Source organism: Streptomyces sp. Ru72, assembly GCF_002920635.1.
GTDB lineage: Bacteria > Actinomycetota > Actinomycetes > Streptomycetales > Streptomycetaceae > Streptomyces.
This window is the reverse complement of sequence record NZ_PQSR01000017.1, coordinates 1-20,692: the sequence shown is the minus strand read 5'-3', so window position 1 is coordinate 20,692 and position 20,692 is coordinate 1. Positions and strand designations below refer to the sequence as shown.

Annotated in this window: 19 protein-coding genes; 5 read left to right on the top strand and 14 right to left on the bottom strand. The window is 69.8% G+C overall.

What is annotated here, in order from left to right:
- Positions 1–27 precede the first annotated feature (27 nt).
- Positions 28–1,695, bottom strand: coding sequence for an alpha/beta hydrolase (locus C3488_RS10985; RefSeq protein ID WP_103839182.1), 1,668 nt, complete (start codon positions 1,693–1,695; stop codon positions 28–30).
- Positions 1,696–2,081: 386 nt separating this feature from the next.
- On the opposite strand from C3488_RS10985, the gene C3488_RS10980 reads away from it, so the two are divergent.
- Both C3488_RS10980 and C3488_RS10975 read left to right on the top strand, forming a co-directional pair.
- Positions 2,082–2,798, top strand: a complete 717-nt coding sequence (locus C3488_RS10980) for a lipopolysaccharide assembly protein LapB (RefSeq protein ID WP_181138964.1) — start codon at positions 2,082–2,084, stop codon at positions 2,796–2,798.
- Positions 2,798–3,385, top strand: coding sequence for an MFS transporter (locus tag C3488_RS10975; protein ID WP_103839180.1), 588 nt, complete (start codon positions 2,798–2,800; stop codon positions 3,383–3,385). Before C3488_RS10980 ends, C3488_RS10975 begins: the two co-directional genes overlap by 1 nt.
- A 264-nt stretch (positions 3,386–3,649) precedes the next feature.
- Here the strand turns inward: C3488_RS10975 and C3488_RS10970 are convergent, their stop codons facing one another.
- The 4 genes from C3488_RS10970 to C3488_RS10955 form a co-directional block, all read right to left on the bottom strand.
- Positions 3,650–5,095, bottom strand: coding sequence for an MFS transporter (locus tag C3488_RS10970; RefSeq protein WP_103839179.1), 1,446 nt, complete (start codon positions 5,093–5,095; stop codon positions 3,650–3,652).
- Positions 5,096–5,195: 100 nt separating this feature from the next.
- On the bottom strand, positions 5,196–5,741 hold the full coding sequence (locus tag C3488_RS10965) for a TetR/AcrR family transcriptional regulator (RefSeq protein ID WP_103839178.1): 546 nt from the start codon (positions 5,739–5,741) through the stop codon (positions 5,196–5,198).
- Positions 5,742–5,857: 116 nt separating this feature from the next.
- Positions 5,858–6,328, bottom strand: coding sequence for a nuclear transport factor 2 family protein (locus C3488_RS10960; protein WP_103839177.1), 471 nt, complete (start codon positions 6,326–6,328; stop codon positions 5,858–5,860).
- A gap of 649 nt (positions 6,329–6,977) precedes the next feature.
- On the bottom strand, positions 6,978–8,204 hold the full coding sequence (locus C3488_RS10955; RefSeq protein ID WP_103839176.1) for a S9 family peptidase: 1,227 nt from the start codon (positions 8,202–8,204) through the stop codon (positions 6,978–6,980).
- Between the two features lie 93 nt (positions 8,205–8,297).
- Here C3488_RS10955 and C3488_RS10950 point away from each other — a divergent pair, with 93 nt between their 5' ends.
- Positions 8,298–8,879, top strand: coding sequence for a TetR-like C-terminal domain-containing protein (locus C3488_RS10950; protein ID WP_103839175.1), 582 nt, complete (start codon positions 8,298–8,300; stop codon positions 8,877–8,879).
- 16 nt (positions 8,880–8,895) lie between these two features.
- On the opposite strand, the gene C3488_RS10945 is transcribed toward C3488_RS10950, so the two are convergent.
- The 3 genes from C3488_RS10945 to C3488_RS10935 all read right to left on the bottom strand — a co-directional run bounded on the left by C3488_RS10945 (position 8,896) and on the right by C3488_RS10935 (position 13,065).
- Positions 8,896–9,243, bottom strand: coding sequence for an SsgA family sporulation/cell division regulator (locus tag C3488_RS10945; RefSeq protein ID WP_103839174.1), 348 nt, complete (start codon positions 9,241–9,243; stop codon positions 8,896–8,898).
- A 296-nt stretch (positions 9,244–9,539) separates the two neighbouring features.
- On the bottom strand, positions 9,540–10,868 hold the full coding sequence (locus C3488_RS10940) for a class I SAM-dependent RNA methyltransferase (RefSeq protein ID WP_103839173.1): 1,329 nt from the start codon (positions 10,866–10,868) through the stop codon (positions 9,540–9,542).
- Between the two features lie 136 nt (positions 10,869–11,004).
- Positions 11,005–13,065, bottom strand: a complete 2,061-nt coding sequence (locus tag C3488_RS10935; protein WP_103839172.1) for an APC family permease — start codon at positions 13,063–13,065, stop codon at positions 11,005–11,007.
- A 283-nt stretch (positions 13,066–13,348) separates the two neighbouring features.
- Between C3488_RS10935 and C3488_RS10930 the strand changes: the two genes are divergently transcribed.
- On the top strand, positions 13,349–14,020 hold the full coding sequence (locus tag C3488_RS10930; RefSeq protein WP_103839171.1) for a TrkA family potassium uptake protein: 672 nt from the start codon (positions 13,349–13,351) through the stop codon (positions 14,018–14,020).
- Positions 14,020–14,697, top strand: a complete 678-nt coding sequence (locus C3488_RS10925; protein ID WP_103839170.1) for a TrkA family potassium uptake protein — start codon at positions 14,020–14,022, stop codon at positions 14,695–14,697. The genes C3488_RS10930 and C3488_RS10925 overlap by 1 nt, the downstream gene beginning before the upstream one ends.
- 130 nt (positions 14,698–14,827) lie before the next feature.
- Here the strand turns inward: C3488_RS10925 and C3488_RS10920 are convergent, their stop codons facing one another.
- From C3488_RS10920 to dut, 6 genes are all read right to left on the bottom strand, one after another.
- Entirely contained in the window at positions 14,828–15,562 is a 735-nt protein-coding gene (locus C3488_RS10920; RefSeq protein ID WP_103839169.1) for a DUF3159 domain-containing protein, read from the bottom strand.
- Between the two features lie 3 nt (positions 15,563–15,565).
- On the bottom strand, positions 15,566–15,964 hold the full coding sequence (locus tag C3488_RS10915; RefSeq protein ID WP_103839168.1) for an OB-fold nucleic acid binding domain-containing protein: 399 nt from the start codon (positions 15,962–15,964) through the stop codon (positions 15,566–15,568).
- A gap of 161 nt (positions 15,965–16,125) precedes the next feature.
- Entirely contained in the window at positions 16,126–16,809 is a 684-nt protein-coding gene (locus C3488_RS10910) for a response regulator (RefSeq protein ID WP_103839167.1), read from the bottom strand.
- A complete protein-coding gene (locus C3488_RS10905; RefSeq protein WP_103839166.1) occupies positions 16,806–19,349 on the bottom strand; it encodes a sensor histidine kinase KdpD in 2,544 nt (847 codons plus the stop codon). Before C3488_RS10905 ends, C3488_RS10910 begins: the two co-directional genes overlap by 4 nt.
- A 228-nt stretch (positions 19,350–19,577) precedes the next feature.
- The gene (locus tag C3488_RS10900) at positions 19,578–20,336 is read right to left on the bottom strand and encodes a DUF3710 domain-containing protein (protein ID WP_103839165.1); all 759 of its coding nucleotides are present in this window, start codon (positions 20,334–20,336) and stop codon (positions 19,578–19,580) included.
- A gap of 1 nt (position 20,337) precedes the next feature.
- Positions 20,338–20,692 (bottom strand): dUTP diphosphatase (gene dut / locus C3488_RS10895; protein ID WP_103839164.1); only part of this gene is annotated, 355 nt, incomplete at its 5' end.

Here is a 20,692-nt window from a genome sequence, read left to right as displayed (position 1 = left end):
GTTCTCGCTTTTGCCTAGCGGGCCTGATCACAGGTGTCCGGGTGGTTGAGCCGGCATCGAGGGCGGAGGATCGTATGCGCTCGGCTGACGGCCGGCGATGATCCGGCCTTGGTTCGCCAGGCCTTCGCTCATGCCGTCGCTGTTTTCATCCCAGTAGCCGCTGTGGCCGCTGGTGTCGGTTTCGAATCGTGTAGCGCCGAAGTAGGCGGACGTCACGTTATGGCCCAGGCTCAGGTCTTGAGCATCTCTGATCGGGTCGTCTTCAGCCAGACCCACATAGACATGGCTCGGGTCGATATTGAGGTCGTCAGCTCTGTCCACGGTCATGCCGGGGCTGCCGACAACAGCGATATTGTCCGCGTCCAAACCGTCGTCTCCGGCTGCTGCCGCACCTACAGCGGTGGATCCGTAGCTGTGGCCCAGCACAGTGAGGTTTGCCCTCTCGCCTTCATGGGAGGCACGTAGGCCGTGGGTGAAGTCCCTCAGGTCCTGGGCACCGTCTTCGGCTCGGCCGGGGCCGGCGACATCGAGGTTGTTGGCCTCGCTGATCGGAATCTCGGGGGCGTCGTATCCCAACCAGTACACCATTGCGGTATCCGCCGTAGGATCTGCTTCCCCAGCCGAGTCCTGCAGCTTGCTGACGCGCTCCAGTTGCCCACGTGTGGAGTCCATCGTGGTTCCCGTGCCCGGCACTTGGACACCGACATTGTCGGCGGTGTCCGGGTTGCCCATGGCTATGATCGCCCGTCCGTCGTCCTTCGAGTCGTAGCCGAGGAGGTACAGCTCCTTACCCTTGGGCGCGCCGTCCGCGGCTTCGAGCTGGTCGTTGAGCACCTGGAGGTTGTGCAGGCGTCTGTTGACGCTTTCGTCGCTCTCGCCAGGGAATCCTTCGTCCCAGTTGCCCTCCTGGACCAGATTGAGCTCCTGGGCGAGGGCCGTACGGTTGGCGTCGTCGCGTACATCCGACGGCAGACCGTCGGTCGCGCCGATCTCCTTCGGATAGAGCGTGCTGTAGGCCTGGCGCTCCTCGGGGCTGAGGGCCTTCCACCATTCGGCGGCGGCCTTCGGGTCGCCCTCGGGGATCTGCGGGGCCTGGACACCCACCGCCTTCATCGCGTTCTTGACGTCCTGGGCGGATTCCGCTGCCGCGTCATGACTGAGCGGGTCGGTGAGGATGTCGCCGTTCAGCTCCCCGAGGGCCTTCGCGCCGTCGTTGCTGGCCTTGTGCGCGGCGGTCAGGGCCTCGTCGATGGCCGCGCGGTGCTCCCCGAGCAGGGCGCTGCGGCCGGCGATGATCTGCCGCGCGTCGGGGTCCTGACGCGGCAGGTCCGTGGTTGTCGGATCACTGACCCAGCCGTCGCCGTCGACCTCGAAGTTATCCTCCTCCGCCCGCCGCACCGCATTGCGCAGGTCGGTCTGGGACTGCTCCATCCAGAACCGTGTGGTATCGATGACCTCGGCGATGGCCATGGCCTCCGTCTCGACCACACCGATCCGCGATTCGACGTCCTCCAGATAGAAGAGGGCCGCGTCGGCGTCGTCGCCCTTCCAGGACTGGTGCAGTGGTCCCGTCACCTGCCGGCGGTGGCGGTCCGTGAGGGAGTCCATGGTGGTCGACAGTGCGCGCCAGGCCCTCGCCGCCGCTTCCAGGTCGGAGAAGTCCTGTTTCATCAGCCGGGAGAAGTCAGAAGCCATGTCGGTTTCCGCTCGACCAGCTCAAGGGTCTTTCGACGCGAGACAAGCCGACACGATCAGGCATAAGGCAACCCCCGTTGCTACTCACTCATGCGTTCGAGGCGTTCAGCCTAGCCGAAGCCTTCTCCTCGCAGGGACGAGCTCGATCTTCACCGCCGGCAGGGCACGCCAGGGACCCGTTCAAGGCGCCGACCGCCCAACTTGCCAGTCCCACCCATCCGTTGGGAGCGGGCAGCGGCCTCATGGGCTTGACGTCGGTCTTCGGGTGGCCGACTGTGAGCGAGCACCTACCGGGAGGCTGAATGGCGCTGTGGAGAAGACGTCGGCACCCCAAGAACCAACCACCGCACGAGACAACGACCGTGGTCGTCGACAGCCCATGGTCCGTGGTTCTGGAACTCGCGAGCCTGCGGTTGGAGAGCGGTGACGTCGCGTTCGCGGAGGAGCAGTTCCGTCAGGTCATGGACATGGGGGACCCGCCCAGGGCCGCGATCGCAGCCTTCAACCTGGGGCAGTTGCTGCGCAGGCGGGGCGATCTGACCGCTGCCCGGGACGCCTACCGCCGGGCCGTGCACGCCGACGACGCGGACCTCGCCGGCCAGAGCGGCATCAATCTCTCCTACGTGCTCCGGCAGTTGGGGGACATGGCGGGAGCAGACGAGTGTCTCCGGGTGGTCATCACTGCCGGGCACCGCGACCATTCTCCGAGAGCGGCCAACGAACTCGCCCGCATGGCCATGGAGGACGGCAGGACGGAGGGCGCCGAGGACGTCTTCCGGCAGGTCATCCGTGCGCATCACCCGGTCGAGTCTCTTGCCGCGTCCGTCCACCTCGCTCAACTGCTGCTCCGCCGCGGTGACCTGGACGACGCGGAGCAGGCCCTGCTTCCGGTCCTCGAAGCCGGACAAGGGGACTTCCTGGCGCCTGCCCATCTCATCCACGGCGAGATACGCCTACGGCGCGAAGACGTCCCCGGAGCCCGGCGGTCGCTCACTCTGGCCGGCGAGCTCGGTGACGAACAAGTCGCGGCCATGGCGAAGGACCGCCTCCGTCTCCTTCCGCCTGAGCATCCCGACGCGGAACCGCAACCCCGGAAAGACTGATGAACCGCAATGTGGTCGCCTGTGCCGTCGCCTCGGCCGTGGTGGGCTTCTGCGGCTACAGCTTCCTCGGCCTGTATCCCACCTACCTCAAGACCGAGTCGGGGTTCAGCACGACGGATGTGGGACTGGTCGCCGGGATGTTCGCGATCGGCTCGATGCCGGGTATTCCGGCCGGCTGGCTCGGGGACCGGTTCAACCCCCGTTGGGTGCTGATCATCGCGACGGGCGCGAACATGGCCCTGGGCTGGCTGCTGTTCAACGTGCACACGGCGCCCGTCGGACAGGCGCTGCTGTCGATCGGCTACGGCACGCTGGCCAGCGGGGTGCTGATAGTCAACCTGTACGCCCTGGTCCAGCGCAGTGTCTCGCCCGGGGCGGTCGGCCGCGCGAGCGGGGTCTTCCTCGCGGCGACTTACCTTCCCGCCTCGGTGTCCGGCTATGCCTTCGCCGCGCTGCAGAGCGCCTACGGCTGGGGCGTGGCGGCCGCGATCCAGATGACCTGTCTGCCCGTCATCGGCATCGCCGCGCTCCTCGCGCTCGACCTGCGGAAGCTGGGCAAGCCGACAGCAGCGCCCACCGGCGCATAGACCGGCACGGGCTGGGCCGGGTGACCGGCCCAGCCCCGTCATGGAAGCCGACGTCGTCCTGGCGCGTGTCCTCTTGCCATGAAGGCATCCGGAGCGACGCGCCGCCGGTCATGCGGCCAGGCCCAGGTCGTCACAGGTGTTGCAGTCACCTTCATCGTCCTGCTCCTGCAGTGGGAGTGGGGAGCGTCAACTGTGGGTGACCCCCTCGGCGGGGCGGGTCGGCCGCCCCGCCGAGGGGGTCTGCGTGTTCTCCGCTCAGGGGGTTCAGGCGGAGATGCCGGCTTCCGAGCGCTGCGTGGTCTTCGTCGCGGTGGGGGCCGGCGGGGTGGTGCCGGGCCGGCGCAGGGTCAGGGCGATGGCCACACCGAGGAGGGTGAGGGCACCGGCGGTGAACCCCGCGGTGCGCAGGCCGGGGACGAGCGCCGCGCCGGTGCTGGTGTGGACGCCGGAGTTGGCGACGGCAACCAGGATCGCCAGGCCGACGGCGGAGCCGATCTGCTGAGTGGTGGAGGCCATGGCCGAGGCGATGCCCTGGTGGGAGGCGTCGACTCCGCTGGTGGCCGCGACGAACATCGCGGTCCAGGCGAGGCCCTGGCCGAGGCTGAGCAGGATCACGCCGGGCAGCAGGGCCGGGTAGCCGCCGTTCGGGGACATGCCCAGCGCCAGGACGGCCATGCCGGCGGCGCCCACGAGCAGACCGGTGATGATCGTCGTGCGGGGGCCGACCTTGCCGAGCAGCTTCTCGCTCAGCTTGGTGCCGACCATGCCCACCAGTGCCGAGGGCAGGAACGCCAGGCCGGTGGTCAGGGCGCTGTAGTGGAGCACGTTCTGCAGGTAGACGGTGAAGAAGTAGTACTGGGCGCCGAAGGTGCCCATGAAGACGAAGGTGATCCCCATCGCGGCGACCAGGCTGCGGTTGCCGAACAGCCGCAGCGGCATCAGCGGGTGGGCGGTGCGGGACTCGACGATCAGGAACAGGCCGATGAACAGTGCGCCGCCGAGGAGGGCGACGAGGGTCTCGGCGGAGCCCCAGCCAGCCGCGGGGCCCTGGACGATGCCGAAGACGAGAGCGCTGAAGCCGATGGTGGCGGTCAGTGCGCCGGTCAGGTCGAAGGTGCGGCCCCGCTCACGCGGCGCGTCCTTGGGAATGACCGAGAAGGCCGCTGCTGCGGCGCCCAGGGCGAGGGGGACGTTGACGAAGAAGACGGACTCCCAGCCGAGGTAGTTGGTCAGGATGCCGCCCAGCAGGGAGCCGAGCGCGAGACCGACGGCGCCGGCACCGCCCCAGATCGCGAGCGCCCTGTTGCGTGCGGCGCCCTCCTGGAAGGTGGTGGCGATCAGGGAGAGCGTGGCGGGCAGCAGCAGCGCACCGCCCAGACCCTGCACCGCGCGGGCGGCCACGAGCAGCCCGGGCTCACTTATCAGGCCACCGGCCAGCGAGGCCAGGCCGTACAGGCTCAGGGCGGTGGTGAACATGCGACGGTGGCCGAGCAGGTCGGCGGCACGGCCGCCCAGCAGCAGGAAGCCGCCGAACGCGACCGCGTAGCCGCTGACCACCCACTGCAGGTTCTGCGCGTCGAAGCCGACCTCGCGGCCGATCTCGGGGAGCGCGACGTAGACGATGTTGTAGTCGATGGCGCTGATGAACTGGGCGAACGCCAGCAGGGCCAGCAGAAGCCCGGTGCCGCGGCGCTGGGAAGGGGATGACATGAGGTGGACTCTCTCTGAGCGATTAATTAAGCGGTTGACCGCTTACTTTCAGGACGAAAGAGAGGGGCCGCCCGGAGCGGCCCGGCAGGGGGTGCTGCCGCTAGGCGCGCAGAGTGCGCGCCCAGGGTGCGTCGATGGTGAGGGCGTCGATCGCCACCAGGACGTTGCTGAGCAGGCCGTCGGCGAAGTAGCGGCGGATCTGCTCGTCGGAGGCGCCGGAGACGGCGCGGACGTACTCGACCTGCTTGGCGTAACAGGCGCGGACCGCCTCGCCGATGACGGGCTCGCTCGCGCTGCACTGGGCATGCATGAGAATCATGAGCACGTCCCGGTCGGTGATGATCTCGTCGTAGGAGGCCGTCAGAGCCTTGAGGACCGCTTCCGGATCGGTGGACTCCACCGATGCGGCCGCCGCGGCGGCACCCTCCCGCAGACGGGCCGAACAGAAGTCGACCAGGGCCGCGAACAGCGTCTCCTTGTCCTTGAACAACCGGTACAGGTAGCCCTGCGAGATGCCGGCGGCCTTGGCCACGTCCATCGTCGAGGTCCCGTAGTACCCGCGCTCGGCGAACGTCTTTATCGCCGTGCGCATGACCGTGGCCCGGCGCTCGTCAGCGGTGGAACGCTGCCGTGTCCTTGTCTCCATGTGAGTAACCAACCACTTTCACACTAGGGCCGTCAAGTCGCGCCCAACGTTCCGGTGCGGAGAGACCGCAGTGTCGCGGTGAGCGGTCCCTCCGCCGCCGGAGGTGACGTGCGGCCTCAGTCGTTGCTGAAGGCCGAGACCATGTCGGCCGGGCTGCCGCCGAGGGCCTCGATGCCCACGAGCGGGTTCCAGAAGTCGACGTAACGGCTGATCTTGCCGTCCTGCGTCTCGACCACCGAGATGTACGTCTGGTTGTACGGCCGGCCGGTGGCCAGTGCGGTGCCCACGCTCTTGAACTCGGCGATCACCAGCGAGGGATCGACCGTCTCGTGGAAGTGCAGGTCGACGAACTCCACACGGAAGTGCTCCGGGAAGTTCTTCATGTACTCATACAGCCCCTCCTTGCCCACGGTCTTGCCGGGGAAGCCCTTGGGGGCGTACGGGAACTCCAGCACCCCGTCCTCGGTGAACAGGTCCACCCACTCCGGGATCCGCCCGGAGGACAGGTAGTCCAGATGGTTCCTGAAAGCCCGCTGCGCGCCGGCCCGGATGGTGTCGGTGTCCTGCGGGGAAACCGTCTCAGCCATGGCTGTCTTCCTTCCTTCCTAAGTGACCCGCCGAAACGGGTAGTGATGATTGCGACCACTCGACGACAGCGAAGCGATCGACCGCTTAGTTAGTTGTCGTAGAGGGGCCTGAAGTCTCGCTGGACGACTAGCCCACCTGGATCCGGCCGGGACGCATGTCATATGTCCTGGCCAAGAGGGTCTCATAGAGGCTATCCGCCTTCCATCCCGCACTTCGGCAGGTTCGAATATAAGTAATTAACCACTCTCTTCTGGGGGTGTCAACACCTAGGCCGCTCATCAGCGCGCGGGCGGGCCGACTGGCGTCGAAGCGAAGATCTCCTCGGCGTCGCAGTCGAAGGGCACCTATGGAACGGGGCGGGCTGCGTGGCCACAGGACGGTCGACTTCATCCCCGGCTCAGCCACGGTCGCGTGACAAGCCACTGACCGATGTGGCGGCGGTGGCATGCCGACGAGCGGGGCGCGCGCAGCGCGGCGGGTCCGCGCTGACCAACGTCTGCGGGGCACCGTCTGGTCGGGGCGGGGTTAGGAGCGCGGCTGACGCGAGCGCGGTGCACGGCTGCCGAGACATGACTGTCTTCCTTACTTTCTCAGTGATGCTCGGTGATGGCGGGCCGGCCGTGGACCGGCCCCGGGTGGGTGGTGGGTTCAGGCGGCCGGGCGCAGCGTCTCGTCGAGCCAGTCGGCGATGCGGGCGGAGGCAAGGCGCTGGGCGCCGACGTGGCAGTGGGCGTTGGCGCCGAGTTCGTCGTCGAAGACGAGGAGGGTGCTGTTGGGGGCGTGCTCGTGGAGTGCCTCGGGCTGGCCGGTGAAGAACAGGTCGCCCTCGGCTTCGCAGATCAGCAGCGGTGCCTCGATCTGCTCGGCGATGCCGTCGCCGAGGTAGTAGTCGAGCATCGAGGCCAGCACCTGGCGGGGGGTGTCGACGCCGAAGACCCAGGAGCCGTGGGAGAGTGCCCAGCGCATCACCGGGGAGTCGGCGATGGCCTGCTCCAGCTGGGCGTCGACCTCGGGGGCGCTCTCGGCGCGCAGCAGCGCGGCCTTCTCCTCGCGGGTGGCGCCGGGGATGTCGGCGATGAAGTTCTTGGCGATGTCGTAGACGCCGTCGACGGAGACGACGGCCTTGATGCGGTGTTCGAAGGCCGCGGCGCGGGGAGCGAGCTGGCCGCCCATACTCAGTCCGATCAGGGCGATGCCCTCGGGGTCGACGTCGTCGCGGGTGAGGACGAAGTCGATGGCGGCGCCAACGACAGTCTCCCAGTCGGGACGGAAGACCAGGTTCTCGCGGTGCATGGGCCCGGGCTGGCCGGGGCCGTCGAAGGCGAGCACGTGGTAGCCGCGTTCGACGAGGCTGGGGATGCCGAAGAAGTGGCACTCCTCGGCGGTGCCGTCGAAGCCGTTGTGGATGAGCACCACTGGGTGGGGCCGGCCCTGGCCGTCGTCGGCGGCCTCGTAGAAGTAGCCGGGCAGGGTGGTGTCCTCGAACGGGATGTCCACCGGGGTCACCGGGCGCTCGGACAGCGCCATCGCGGACTTGAAGGCCGCCACGCTCGCCTCGTAGGCGTGGTCGATCCGCGGGTCGCCGGGGTTTCCGTGCAGGAAGAACTCCGCGGAGCGGTAGTAGTTCGAGGCGCGCAGCCAGGCGTCGCGGGCGGAGACCGGGTGTCCCGCCTTCTCGGCCTCGCGGGCCACCTCGGCGACGCGGTCGGCGGTGAGCAGCCACTCGTCGTACCAGCTGTCGAAGTCGCCCTCGCGGATGCGCTGCGCGGTGATCAGCACTTCGCCGAAGTCGGCGCCGCCGTAGGTGATGTGGCCGAAGGACCGCAGGGTCTCGAACCAGAACGAAGGGTTGTTCTCGAAGAGCACAGGACGCATGACCGCTCCTTAAAAGCGAAACTTTTCGCGTTACGCGAATCGAAGGTACACCCCCTTCGCCAAATGTGAAAGCTTTCGCGTTAAGCTGGGCGCATGACTGACCAGCCGACCGTCCGCCGCCCCGGCGGCCGGACCGCCCGGGTGCGGGCGGACGTGCACCGGGCCGTTGAGGACCTCGCGCGCACACAGCCCCTGTCGGAGCTGACCCTCGCGCAGGTGGCCGAACGCTCCGGGGTCCACCTGGGCACCCTCTACCGCCGCTGGAAGACCCTGGACGGCCTGCTCCTTGACGTCGTCAATGAGCATCTGAGCGCACCCATGCCCGACACCGGATCCCTGCGGGAGGACCTGGAGCGTCATGTCCGGCGGGCCGCCGAGGACGTCGCCGGCCCCGTCGGCAAGATGCTGCTGCACACACTCGTCGCCATCCGGCTGGAGAGCGACGGGGGCGGAACGGACAGGCTGCCACCTGCCCTGGTCAAACGATTCGACGACCTGCGGGCCGTACTGGACCGCGCCGCCGCACGGGGCGAGAACCCTCCCAGCGTCCAGGAGGTCTTCGAGATCGTCCTGGCCCCGCTGTACGCCTCACTCCTGTTCGGCACCGGACCCAGCGGCCCGGACGCTGTCGGGCCCCTCATCGACCGCCTCATGTGTCTCACTGGCACCACATGAAGACCGCTTGCCACGGTCAGCTGACGTGCCTGAGGAACTGACGGGCGAGATGGTCGAGACCGATGTGATGGTGCTCCGTACCAGGAGGCACCCCCGCACAGGTGCGTCTGACGAACGCGGCGATGAAACGGGCCGGGGCTTCCAGCACGACATGCGCCCCGGGACCCTGCAAAGCGATCTGCACGGTGGCCACGCCATGACGGCGTGAGGGCCTGACCTCGACATCACCGCCGCCCGTCGGCTCGGTCAACCCTCCGATGAGCAGGCTGCGAGCGAAGACCCAGTCCAGCGCGTCCGGACCCGCACGGAAGGTGATACGCACGGCATAGGGGTCGTTGCTGCCGCAGTCGCGGTCACCAACCATGCAGCGGTGGTTTCGCGTCGCCACGCCTGGGATGTCCGCGGATCCGTACTCCCCGCGCCGGCCGAGGGTGCCGCATGGCCTCCATCCGTCAGCTCCTCGTCAGCACACGGCCCGACCAACAACCGCAGCCCTGCCCCCGCAAGAGCTCACCAGCGGCCGAGGCTACGACCGTGCTTCTCCGGTCTCCGTCCTCGAATCCACACCGGATTCAGGCGTCACGACGCACTCCGCACGCTGTACCCGCCCGGGCCGCGGAAACACGTCGTACAGATCTACCGGATCCATGAATGTGCAGGTCAGAGGCCCTTTGCCGCGGGCTCCAGAATGGCGACGCACTCAACGTGCGAGGTCATCGGAAACAGATCGAACGCCCGCAGCGTCCGCACCCCGTACCCGCCCTCCCGGAAGTACGCCAGGTCCCGCGCCAGGGCGGCCGGGTCGCAGGCGACGTAGGCGATCCTGCGGGCGCCCAGCGAGGAGAGGTGGGCGACCGTCCCGCGACCCGCGCCGGCCCGCGGCGGGTCGAGGACGATCAGGTCGACCTCCGTGATGCCCGTGCGCGGCAGGACCGACTCGACCTTGCCCTGCTCGATGCGCACACGCGGGAAGTCGGCGAGGTTGTGGCGGGCGTCCTCCACCGCGCGCCTGCCCGACTCGATGCCGAGCACCGCGCCCTTCTCGCCGACCCGGTCGGCCAGCGCGCCCGCGAAGAGCCCGACGCCGCAGTACAGGTCGAGCGCCATGTCGCCCTTGCGTGGCAGCAGCCCCTGCATCACCGCCGTGACCAGGGTGTCCGCCGCCTTGGGGTGGACCTGCCAGAAGCCGCCGGCCCCGACGCGGTGCGTACGGCCGTCGGCGCGTTCGCGGACGAAGGGGCGACCGTGGACGCGGTGGATGCCGCCCGTCTTCTCGTCCACGCGCAGGACGGAGACCGGCTTGTCCAGTTCCACCAGCGGCAGCCGAGCACCCGGCTTCGGGGTCAGGATGACCTGGCGGTCCTGCGAGCCCGTCGCCGCGATCGCCTCGACGGAGTCCATCCCCGTCCAGTCCCGCTTCTCGATGCCCAGCTCGCTGACGCCCTCGGCGGCGATCAGGCAGTGGTCGATCGGCTCCACCTCGTGCGAGCGGTGCCGACGCAGGCCCGCCCTGCCGGACGCGTCCACCGCGTACTGCACCCGCGTACGCCACTGGGGCACCTGGCCGGCCGGCAGCTTGTCGCCCTCCGCCGGCACCACCGTGCCGTCCCAGCCCGCCTCCTCGGGCGTGAGACCGGCGAGCCGGAGCAGCTGCTCGGCGATGACCTCCGCCTTCAGCCGGCGCTGTGCGCCCGGCTTGGCGTGCTGCCAGTCGCAGCCGCCGCAGCGGCCGGGGCCCGCGTAGGGGCAGGGGGCCTCCACGCGGTCCTTCGACGCCTCCAGCACGCGTACGGCGTCCGCGCGCAGGAAACGGGCGCCCTCCTCGCCCTCGGTCACCCGGGCCACGACCCGCTCGCCGGGCAGCGCGTGCCGGACGAAGAGGACCTGCCCGGATTCCGTACGGGCGATGCAGTGGCCGCCGTGGGCGACGGGGCCGATCTCGACCTCGTACTCCTCCCCCACCAGCGACTTCTTCGGTTCTGCCTGCATGGGGGGCGACTCCAGATCCAGATGCGTGAAAGGGGCGCGAACACGACGACGGCGCGTATCAACGGCTCGGCCGGACAACAGCCCACCAGTCTACGTGGGTGCCGTCCGGCCGGTCACCGTGGTCCGGGGGCGGGGCTCAGTCCTGCGGCGCCCGGGAGGCCGACGGCTCCCGCGGCCGCTCCTGCGCCGGTCCGCGCCGCACCGCGCCCGGCGCGTTCCACTCCTGCCGCTTGCGGGCGCGCCGCTTGGCCGCCTCCGAGGACGCCAGCTGGTACGGCACCGAGGTCACCATGATGCCCGGCGTGAACAGCAGCCGGCCCTTGAGCCGCAGCGCGCTCTGGTTGTGCAGCAGATGCTCGTACCAGTGGCCCACCACGTACTCGGGGATGATCACGGAGACGGCGTCGCGCGGGGACTCGCGGCGCAGGCCCTTGACGTACTCGATCACCGGGCGGGTGATCTCCCGGTACGGCGAGTCGAGCACCTTCAGCGGTACGTCGATGCCGCGCCGCTCCCACTCCTCCCTCAGCGCCTTCGTCTCCGCCGGGTCGACGTTGACGCTGAGTGCCTCCAGGCTGTCGGAGCGCAGCAGTTTGGCGTAGGCGAGGGCGCGCAGCGTGGGACGGTGGATCTTGGAGATGAGGACCACCGAGTGGACCCGGGAGGGGCGCACGCTGTCGTCGCTGGGGCCCTCGGGCGCGGCGAGCTCCTCGGCCACGCCGTCGTAGTGGCGGCGGATCGCGGTCATCGTCGCGAAGAAGATGCACATGCCGAGCAGGGCGACCCAGGCGCCGTGCGTGAACTTCGTGACCAGGACGACGACCAGCACCAGACCGGTGAAGAAGGCGCCGAAGGCGTTGATGGCGCGCGAACGGATCATGTGGCGGCGCTTGGCCTGGTCCTTCTCCACGGCCAGGTGCCGGTTCCAGTGCTTGACCATGCCGGTCTGGCTGAGCGTGAAGGAGACGAACACGCCCACGATGTAGAGCTGGATCAGCCGGGTCGAGTCGGCGCCGTAGAGGAAGATCAGCAGTGTCGCCGCGCCGGCGAGCAGCACGATGCCGTTGGAGAAGGCGAGGCGGTCGCCGCGGGTGTGCAGCTGGCGCGGCAGGTACCGGTCCTGGGCGAGGATCGAGCCGAGCAGCGGGAAGCCGTTGTAGGCGGTGTTCGCGGCCAGGAACAGCACCAGCGCGGTGGCGGCGGCCAGCACGACGAACAGGAAGCTGCCCTTGCCGAAGACGGCCTCGGCGACCTGGGAGATCACCGGGTTCTGGACGTATCCGGAGCCGAGCGGGCTGCCGTTGTGGAGCAGGTCGGTGGCCGGGTGCTCGGCCATGCGGACCTTGGTCGTCATGGCGAGGACGATGATGCCGCAGAACATGGTGACGGCGAGCAGGCCCATCATCGCGAGCGTGGTCGCCGCGTTCTTCGACTTGGGCTTGCGGAAGGCCGGGACGCCGTTGGAGATCGCCTCCACGCCGGTGAGCGCCGCACATCCGGAGGAGAAGGCGCGCAGGAGCAGGAAGACGAGCGCGAAGCCGGCCAGGCCCTGGTGCTCGGCCTTGATCTGGTACGCGGCCGTGGGAGCCCGCATGGTGTCGTCGAGGACCAGCCCGCGGAACGCCCCCCAAGCGATCATGATGAAGACGCCCGCGACGAAGACGTAGGTCGGGATCGCGAACAGCGTGCCGGACTCCTTGACGCCACGCAGGTTCATCAGCGTGAGCAGCACGACCACGGCGACCGCGCAGAACACCTTGTGCTCGACGACGAAGGGGATCGCGGAGCCCAGGTTCTCGATGCCGGACGAGATCGACACGGCGACCGTGAGGACGTAGTCGACGAGCAGGGCGCTGGCGACGGTGAGGCCGGCCTTGGGGCCGAGGTTGGTGGTGGCCACCTCGTAGTCGCCGCCGCCGCTGGGGTACGCGTGCACGTTCTGCCGGTAGGAGGCGACCACCGTGAACATGAGCACGACGACGGCGACGGCGATCCAGGGGCTGAAGTGGTAGGCCGACACGCCCGCGATGGACAGGACCAGCAGAACTTCTCCGGGCGCGTACGCGACGGAGGAGAGCGGGTCGGAGGCGAAGACGGGGAGTGCGATGCGCTTCGGCAGGAGCGTTTCTCCCAGCCGGTCGCTGCGCAGTGCGCGCCCGATCAGGATCCGTTTGGGCACGTCGGTCAGTTTGGACACAACAGAGGATCGTAAACGGTCGTTCGGGCGCCCCTCCACCCGCCGGAGGAGATCTGCCTCACGAGTGAAATACGTTCGGGGGCGCGCTGCGGATTGCCCAGGTGGGGGGTTCGGCATGACTCCATGACAAAACCTCTTCGGCTGACGGCCCGGAGGGCGCCCGCACGGCCGGGCCGGCATGGTGCACGGGGGTGCCCTGTGCGGACCGCGCGTGTGTAGCTTGGGCGGCGGTCTGAGAACCTGTTTGGACTGAGTCGTAACCATTGACATCGGAAGGACGGTCGTGCACATCGTCATCATGGGCTGCGGAAGAGTGGGCTCCGCTCTGGCCCAGACCCTGGAGCAACAGGGGCACACGGTCGCCGTGATCGACCAGGACCCCACCGCCTTCCGACGACTGGGCTCCGGGTTCGGCGGCCGTCGTGTCACCGGCGTCGGCTTCGACCAGGACACCCTGCGCGAGGCGGGCATCGAGGAGGCCGGTGCCTTCGCCGCCGTCTCGAGCGGCGACAACTCGAACATCATCGCGGCGCGGGTCGCCCGGGAGATGTTCGGCATCGAGAACGTCGCGGCGCGGATCTACGACCCCCGGCGCGCCGAGGTCTACCAGCGGCTCGGCATCCCGACCGTCGCCACGGTCCGCTGGACGGCGGACCAGATGCTGCGGCGTCTGCTGCCGTCCGGCGCGGAGCCGCTGTGGCGCGACCCCACCGGCGGCGTCCAGCTCGCCGAGGTGCACGCGTCACCGAAGTGGGTCGGCCACAAGATCAGCAAGCTGCAGGAGGAGACCGGTGTCCGGGTGGCGTTCCTCACCCGGCTGGGCGAGGCCATGCTGCCCACTTCCCAGACGGTGCTGCAGGAGGGCGACCTCGTGCACGTGATGATGCGGACGGACGATGTCGACAAGGTCGAGGCGGCGTTCGCCGAGGGCCCTGAAGAGGAGAGCGGTCACTGATGAGGGTCGCCATTGCCGGTGCCGGCGCGGTCGGTCGCTCGATCGCGGGCGAACTGCTGGAGAACGGCCACGAGGTCCTTCTCATCGACAAGGCGCCGACCGCGATCTCGGTCGAGCGCGTCCCGCAGGCGGAGTGGCTGCTGGCCGACGCCTGTGAGATCACGTCCCTGGACGAGGCGGCGCTCCAGCGCTGCAACGTGGTGATCGCCGCGACGGGCGACGACAAGGTGAACCTGGTCGTGTCGCTGCTGGCGAAGACGGAGTACGGCGTCCCGCGGGTCGTCGCCCGGGTCAACAACCCGAAGAACGAGTGGCTGTTCAACGAGGCGTGGGGCGTGGACGTGGCCGTGTCCACCCCGCGCCTGATGTCGGCGCTCGTGGAGGAGGCGGTGAGCGTCGGCGACCTGGTCCGTCTGCTCCGCTTCAGCCACGGCGACGCCAACCTGGTCGAGCTGACCCTGCCGCCCGAGTCGGCCCTGGCGGGTACGCAGGTGGGCGATGTGCAGTGGCCCGAGGACACGTCCCTGGTGACGATCATCCGCGGCACCCGGGTCCTGACCCCGTCCCAGGAGGACTCCTTGGAGGCGGGCGACGAACTGCTCTTCGTGGCGGCCCAGGCACGCGAGGGCCAGCTGGAGGAACTGCTGTCGGTGCGCAGGGAGGATGCGGCGGGCTAGTCCGCGAGGGTGCGGGCTTCGGGTGCGCCTGGGCTGTCCGGGCGCACCCTTGAGTGGCGCACCTCGAGCCGCCGGGTGGCGCACCCCCGTGCCGGGCGTCGCGGGCCTGGCGTCCGTTTCGTTCGGAGCTCTAGGCCTCGCGGCGGTGCCGCCCGGCCCCTTCGCTCTCGGCGGCAGCCGCCTGCGCGGCCTCCTCCGCCTCCATCTCCGCGAACACGTCGATCGGCGCCGGTGCCTTCGCCAGGAACACCCACGTCAGCCACACGGCGAGCAGGAACGGCGGGATCTTCAACGCGATCAGGACCCAGCCCAGTTGGGCCGTGTTCGCCCACCAGTACAGGGGGAACAGGATCGCGCACTTGCCGAGCAGGATCAGTCCCCAGGCCCAGCTGGCCTTGGCGTAGGCCCTCTTGCGGCCCGGGTTGCGTGTGCGCCAGGAGAGGTTCTCCTTGAAGACCGGGCCGAGGATCAGGCCGATCAGCGGGACCCCGGCGAGCGTGGTGATGATGTACGCGAGGCCGAGGCCCAGCGTGTAGAGCATGCCCGGCAGGTAGAAGTCCTTCGCGTTGCCGGTCATCATCGCGAAGACCACGCCGAACGCCACACCGAAGACACCGCTGAACGCGTGCTTGACGGTGTCCCGCATGGCGAGGCGGACCACCACCAGCAGCAGGGACACCGCGAGCGCGACGATCGCCGACCAGTGCAGGTTCTTGTTGATGGTGAAGATCGTGACGAAGAACAGGCCGGGGACCACGGTCTCGACCATGCCGCGGACCCCGCCGAACGCCTCGAAGAGCGCGGCCTCGGTCACCGCCCGCGAGTCCTGCTGGGCGTCTTCGGTCGGCTTCTCGAGTGACGTCACCGGCTACTCCCGTCCGAGCGGTCTGAGTTCGTACTTGGGGTTGAACAGCACTCTGCGGCCCCGGCTCATCGAGATCCGGCCGGACGCGATCAGCTTGCGTCCCGGCTCTATCCCGACGATCGAGCGCCTGCCGAGCCACACCACGTCCAGCGCGGCCGAACCGTCGAACAGCTCGGCCTCCAGCGCCGGGACACCGGCCCGCGGGCGCAGCGTGACCGTGCGCAAGGTACCAGTAACCGTGACGATCTGTCGGTCGTGGCAGTCGCCGATCCGCGTACAGCCCGCGGTCTCGGCGTCCTCCCGCAGTTCCTCGGACTCCAGGTCCTCCTGCGACGAGGAGAGCCGGTCCAGCATGCGCCGGAGGCGGCCCGCCGGCTTCTCGGAACGAGGAACAGCGCTCATACAGAAAGCGTACCGGGGGCGCCGACACGGACGTACCGGCGGCACGGGCCCTCGCTGTCCCGCCGGGCTCCCGGCTCACTTCTCGAACCGGTGGCCCATCCCCGGCTCCGTGATACCGCCTCGTCCGCGGGACAACCCCCGGCCCCCGGCCGCCCCGCGGCTCACTTCTCGAACCGGTACCCCATCCCCGGCTCCGTGATGAAGTGCCGGGGATGCGACGGGTCCGTCTCCAGCTTCCGGCGCAGCTGGGCCATGTACACCCGCAGGTAGTTCGTCTCCGTCCCGTACGACGGCCCCCACACCTCCTGAAGCAGCTGTTTCTGGCCGACCAGGCGGCCGGTGTTGCGGACGAGCACCTCCAGCAGGTGCCACTCCGTGGGCGTGAGGCGTACGTCCCTGCCGGCCCGGTTGACCTTCTTCGCGGCCAGGTCGACGGTGAAGCCCTCGGTCTCCACGGTCACGTCGTCCTCGCCGCCCCCGTTCGGCTCCGCGCGGCGGACGGCGGCGCGCAGGCGGGCCAGCAGCTCGTCCATGCCGAACGGCTTGGTGACGTAGTCGTCGGCACCGGCGTCCAGCGCCTGGACCTTCTCGTCGGAGGAGTGGCGGGCGGACAGCACGATGATCGGCACCCGGGTCCAGCCGCGCAGCCCCTTGATCACCTCGACGCCGTCCAGGTCGGGCAGCCCGAGGTCCAGCACCACGACGTCGGGGTGGCGGGCGGCGGCGAGCCGGAGCGCGGTCGCGCCGTCGGTGGCCGACTCGACGTCGTACTTGCGCGCCTTCAGGTTGATCACGAGGGCGCGCACGATCTGCGGCTCGTCATCGACCACGAGCACCCGGGTCATGTGGTCTGCCTCTCTGGTCCGGCGACTGGTACGGGGTGGTGGGCGCGGTTCACGGCCCGCAGGGTGAGGACCATCGTGAGCCCTCCGCCGGGGGTGTCCTCCGCGTTCAGGGTGCCGCCCATGGCCTCGGCGAAGCCGCGGGCCACGGCGAGGCCGAGGCCGACGCCGGCGCCGCGGGGGGCGTCGCCGTAGCGCTGGAAGGGCTCGAAGATGCGTTCCTTCGCCTCGTCGGGGACGCCCGGGCCGCGGTCGACGACGCGCACCTCCACACGGTCGGCGAGGGCGCTGGCGGCGACCAGGACGGAGATGCCGAGGGGGCTGTACTTGACCGCGTTCTCGACGAGGTTCGCCACCGTGCGCTCCAGCAGCCCGGCGTCCACGGCGACCATCGGCAACGTCTCCGGGACGTCGAGTTCCACACTGCCCTCCGGCACCCCGCCGAGCGCCATCGGGACCACCTCGTCGACGTCGATCTCCCGGATCAGCGGGGTGACGGTTCCGGTCTGCAGGCGCGACATGTCGAGCAGGTTGCCGACCAGGTGGTCGAGCCGGTCGGCGCCCTCCTCGATCGCCGCCAGCAGCTCGGCGCGGTCCTCGTCGGACCACTCCACGTCGTCCGACCTGAGGGAGGTCACCGATGCCTTGATGCCCGCGAGCGGGGTGCGCAGGTCGTGGCTGACGGCGGCCAGCAGGGCGGTGCGGATGCGGTTGCCCTCGGCGAGCGTGCGGGCCTCTTCGGCCTCCTGCTGCAGACGCTGCCGGTCCAGGACCACCGCGGCCTGCGCGGCGAAGGCGGCCAGCACCCGGCGGTCGGAGGCGGGCAGGACTCGCCCGGACAGCGCGAGCGCCAGGTGGTCCCCGGCGGGCACGTCCACGTCCGCGTCCTCGGGCCTCCCGACCGGGGCGCCGGGGCCGACGCTGCCCGCGCAGGTCCAGGGTGCGACGTCGCTCTCGCGCTCCAGCAGTGCCGCGGACTCCATGCCGAAGGTCTCCCGCACCCGTTCCAGCAGCGCCTCCAGGCTGGTCTCGCCGCGCAGCACGCTGCCCGCCAGGAAGGAGAGGATCTCGGACTCGGCGCGCAGCCGGGCCGCCTGGTGGGTGCGCCGGGCCGCGAGGTCCACCACCGACGCCACCGACATCGCCACCGCGACGAAGATGACGATGGCGACGATGTTCCGGGGGTCGGCGATCGTCAGCCGGTGCAGCGGAGGCGTGTAGTAGTAGTTCAGCAGGAACGAGCCCAAGGCCGCCGAGGCGAGCGCAGGGAAGAGCCCGCCGAGCAGGGCCGCCGCCACGGTCAGCGCCAGGAACAGCAGCATGTCGTTGACGAGGCCCAGGTCGCCGCTGTTCAGCAGCAGCCCGAGGACGACCGGGCCGAGGAGGCCGACCAGCCAGCCGGCCACGATGCGTGTACGGCCCAGGCGCGCGCCCCGGGCCACCGGCAGACCGCGGCCCTTGGCGACCTCCTCGTGGGTGACGATGTGCACGTCGAGGTCGGGCCCGGACTCACGGGCGACCGTGGCGCCGACGCCGGGCCCGAAGACGTACTGCCAGGCCTTGCGGCGCGAGGAGCCGAGCACGATCTGGGTGGCGTTCACGCCGCGGGCGAAGTCGAGCAGCGCCGCCGGGACGTCGTCGCCCACCACATGGTGGAAGGTGCCGCCCAGGTCCTCGACGAGGGCGCGCTGAACTGCCAGCTCCTTCGGTGAGGCGGAGGTGAGCCCGTCGCTGCGGCCGATGTAGACGGCCATCACCTCGCCGCCGGCGCCCTTCTCCGCGAGACGGGCGGCGCGGCGGATCAGGGTCCGGCCCTCGGGGCCGCCGGTGAGCCCGACGACGATCCGCTCGCGGGAGCCCCAGATCGCCGACACCTGGTGCCGGCTGCGGTACTCGTTCAGGTATTCGTCGACCCGGTCCGCCACCCACAGCAGGGCCAGCTCACGCAGGGCGGTCAGGTTTCCGGGCCGGAAGTAGTTCGACAGGGCGGCGTCGATCTTGTCGGGCTGGTAGATGTTGCCGTGCGCCATGCGGCGGCGCAGGGCCTGCGGAGACATGTCGACGAGCTCTATCTGGTCGGCGCGGCGTACCACCTCGTCGGGGACGGTCTCGCGCTGCCGTATGCCCGTTATCGACTCCACGACGTCGCCGAGGGACTCCAGGTGCTGGATGTTGACGGTGGAGACGACGTCGATCCCGGCGGCCAGCAGCTCCTCGACGTCCTGCCAGCGCTTGGCGTTGCGGGAGCCGGGGACATTGGTGTGCGCGAGTTCGTCCACCAGGGCGACGGCGGGGGCACGGTGCAGCACGGCGTCCACGTCCATCTCCGTGAAGCAGCTTCCGCGGTGTTCCAGCTCCCTGCGCGGGACCTGCTCCAGGCCGTGCAGCATCACCTCGGTACGGGATCGGCCGTGGTGCTCCACGAAGCCGACCACGCAGTCCGTACCCCGCTCGACTCGCCGGTGCGCCTCGGACAGCATGGCGTACGTCTTGCCGACGCCCGGTGCCGCACCGAGGTAGATCCGAAGCTTGCCGCGTCCCATGGCCCCATTGTCTTCCGGTGTCTTCCGCCGCAGCTGCGCACACTGCGTCGACCCTACGGCCAACAATCACGACTTATGGGGCATGGGACGGGGGGCGGGGCATCTTTGACGCAACCCTGATACCCGGCTGCGGGCCGGCGTCCGGCAAGGGGAAAGCATGTGGGGCCGCGCCCCTCGGCGAGGGGTGCGGCCCCATGGTGTGGCTGCCCGGCGGCAGTGCCCCCGCTGCTAGCGGACCTCGGTGATCTCCGGGCCGCGCTGGAGCTGGCCCATGCCGCCGGAGAAGCGGGAGCCCTCCTCCTGCTGGACGCCCTCGGGCACCATCTGGGCGTCGTTCGGCAGCTTCAGGACGATCGGGTCGCGCGGTGCCATGGGGCCCTCGCCGCGGACCACGACCGTGTCGCGGAAGATCTGCTCGAGCAGGCCGGCGGCCTGCGGCTGCACGGCACCCTGCCCCGAGATCACGCCGCGCAGGAACCAGCGGGGACCGTCCACGCCGACGAACCGCACGACCTGGAACCCGCTCGTGCCGTCCGGCAGCTGCACCGGCACCTGCGCGCGCAGCTCCCAGCCCAGCGGCCCCTCGACCTCGTCGACGATGCCACCCTGCTGGGTGATGCCGCCGGCGATCTCCTCGCGCACCTCGCCCCAGATGCCCTCGCGCTTGGGCGCGGCGAACGCCTGGAGCTGGATGGCGCTGTCGCGCAGCACGACGGTGGCCGCGACGATCGCGTCGCCCGCGACCTCCACCCGCAGCTCCATGCCCTCGACCCCGGGCACGAACAGCCCGCCCAGGTCCACCCGGCCCTCGCCGGGCTCCCGGACCTCGGACACGTCCCAGGGCCCGTCGGGCCGGGGCTCCGGCTCGAGCCTCACGCGCTCGCGCTCGACCTCGTCGTCCGCCTCAGTGTCGACACCGTCGACGACCTGCTCGGCCTCGCCGGCCGCGTCCTCGGCGGCACCCTTCTTCTTGCGACGTCCGAACACGTCACTGTCCTTCCCGGTCGGATACGACCGAAGCGTATCGATTCCCACCCGTTGCGCCGCCCACGGCGGCATGACCGCCGGTGGACCCGAAGCCCCCCTCGGCCCGCGCGGAGTCGGGAAGCTCCGCGACCTCATGGAAGCGGACCCTCTCGACCTGCTGGACGACCAGTTGGGCAATCCGGTCGAAGCGCTCGAACCGCACGGACTCGCGCGGGTCGAGATTCACCACGATCACCTTGATCTCCCCACGGTACCCGGCATCCACCGTCCCCGGGGCATTGACGAGGGCGACACCGCAGCGTGCGGCGAGACCGGACCGCGGATGCACGAAGGCCGCGTACCCCTCGGGCAGCGCC

Bases quoted from the DNA above. Each gene is read 5' to 3' on its own strand.
- C3488_RS10970 (WP_103839179.1), bottom strand. From the start codon at position 5,095: ATGTCATCCCCTTCCCAGCGCCGCGGCACCGGGCTTCTGCTGGCCCTG.
- C3488_RS10915 (WP_103839168.1), bottom strand. From the start codon at position 15,964: ATGAGCGCTGTTCCTCGTTCCGAGAAGCCGGCGGGCCGCCTCCGGCGC.
- C3488_RS10960 (WP_103839177.1), bottom strand. From the start codon at position 6,328: ATGGCTGAGACGGTTTCCCCGCAGGACACCGACACCATCCGGGCCGGC.
- C3488_RS10955 (WP_103839176.1), bottom strand. From the start codon at position 8,204: ATGCGTCCTGTGCTCTTCGAGAACAACCCTTCGTTCTGGTTCGAGACC.
- C3488_RS10950 (WP_103839175.1), top strand. From the start codon at position 8,298: ATGACTGACCAGCCGACCGTCCGCCGCCCCGGCGGCCGGACCGCCCGG.
- C3488_RS10985 (WP_103839182.1), bottom strand. From the start codon at position 1,695: ATGGCTTCTGACTTCTCCCGGCTGATGAAACAGGACTTCTCCGACCTG.
- C3488_RS10975 (WP_103839180.1), top strand. From the start codon at position 2,798: ATGAACCGCAATGTGGTCGCCTGTGCCGTCGCCTCGGCCGTGGTGGGC.
- C3488_RS10910 (WP_103839167.1), bottom strand. From the start codon at position 16,809: ATGACCCGGGTGCTCGTGGTCGATGACGAGCCGCAGATCGTGCGCGCC.
- C3488_RS10925 (WP_103839170.1), top strand. From the start codon at position 14,020: ATGAGGGTCGCCATTGCCGGTGCCGGCGCGGTCGGTCGCTCGATCGCG.
- C3488_RS10965 (WP_103839178.1), bottom strand. From the start codon at position 5,741: ATGGAGACAAGGACACGGCAGCGTTCCACCGCTGACGAGCGCCGGGCC.
- C3488_RS10905 (WP_103839166.1), bottom strand. From the start codon at position 19,349: ATGGGACGCGGCAAGCTTCGGATCTACCTCGGTGCGGCACCGGGCGTC.
- C3488_RS10945 (WP_103839174.1), bottom strand. From the start codon at position 9,243: ATGGTTGGTGACCGCGACTGCGGCAGCAACGACCCCTATGCCGTGCGT.
- C3488_RS10940 (WP_103839173.1), bottom strand. From the start codon at position 10,868: ATGCAGGCAGAACCGAAGAAGTCGCTGGTGGGGGAGGAGTACGAGGTC.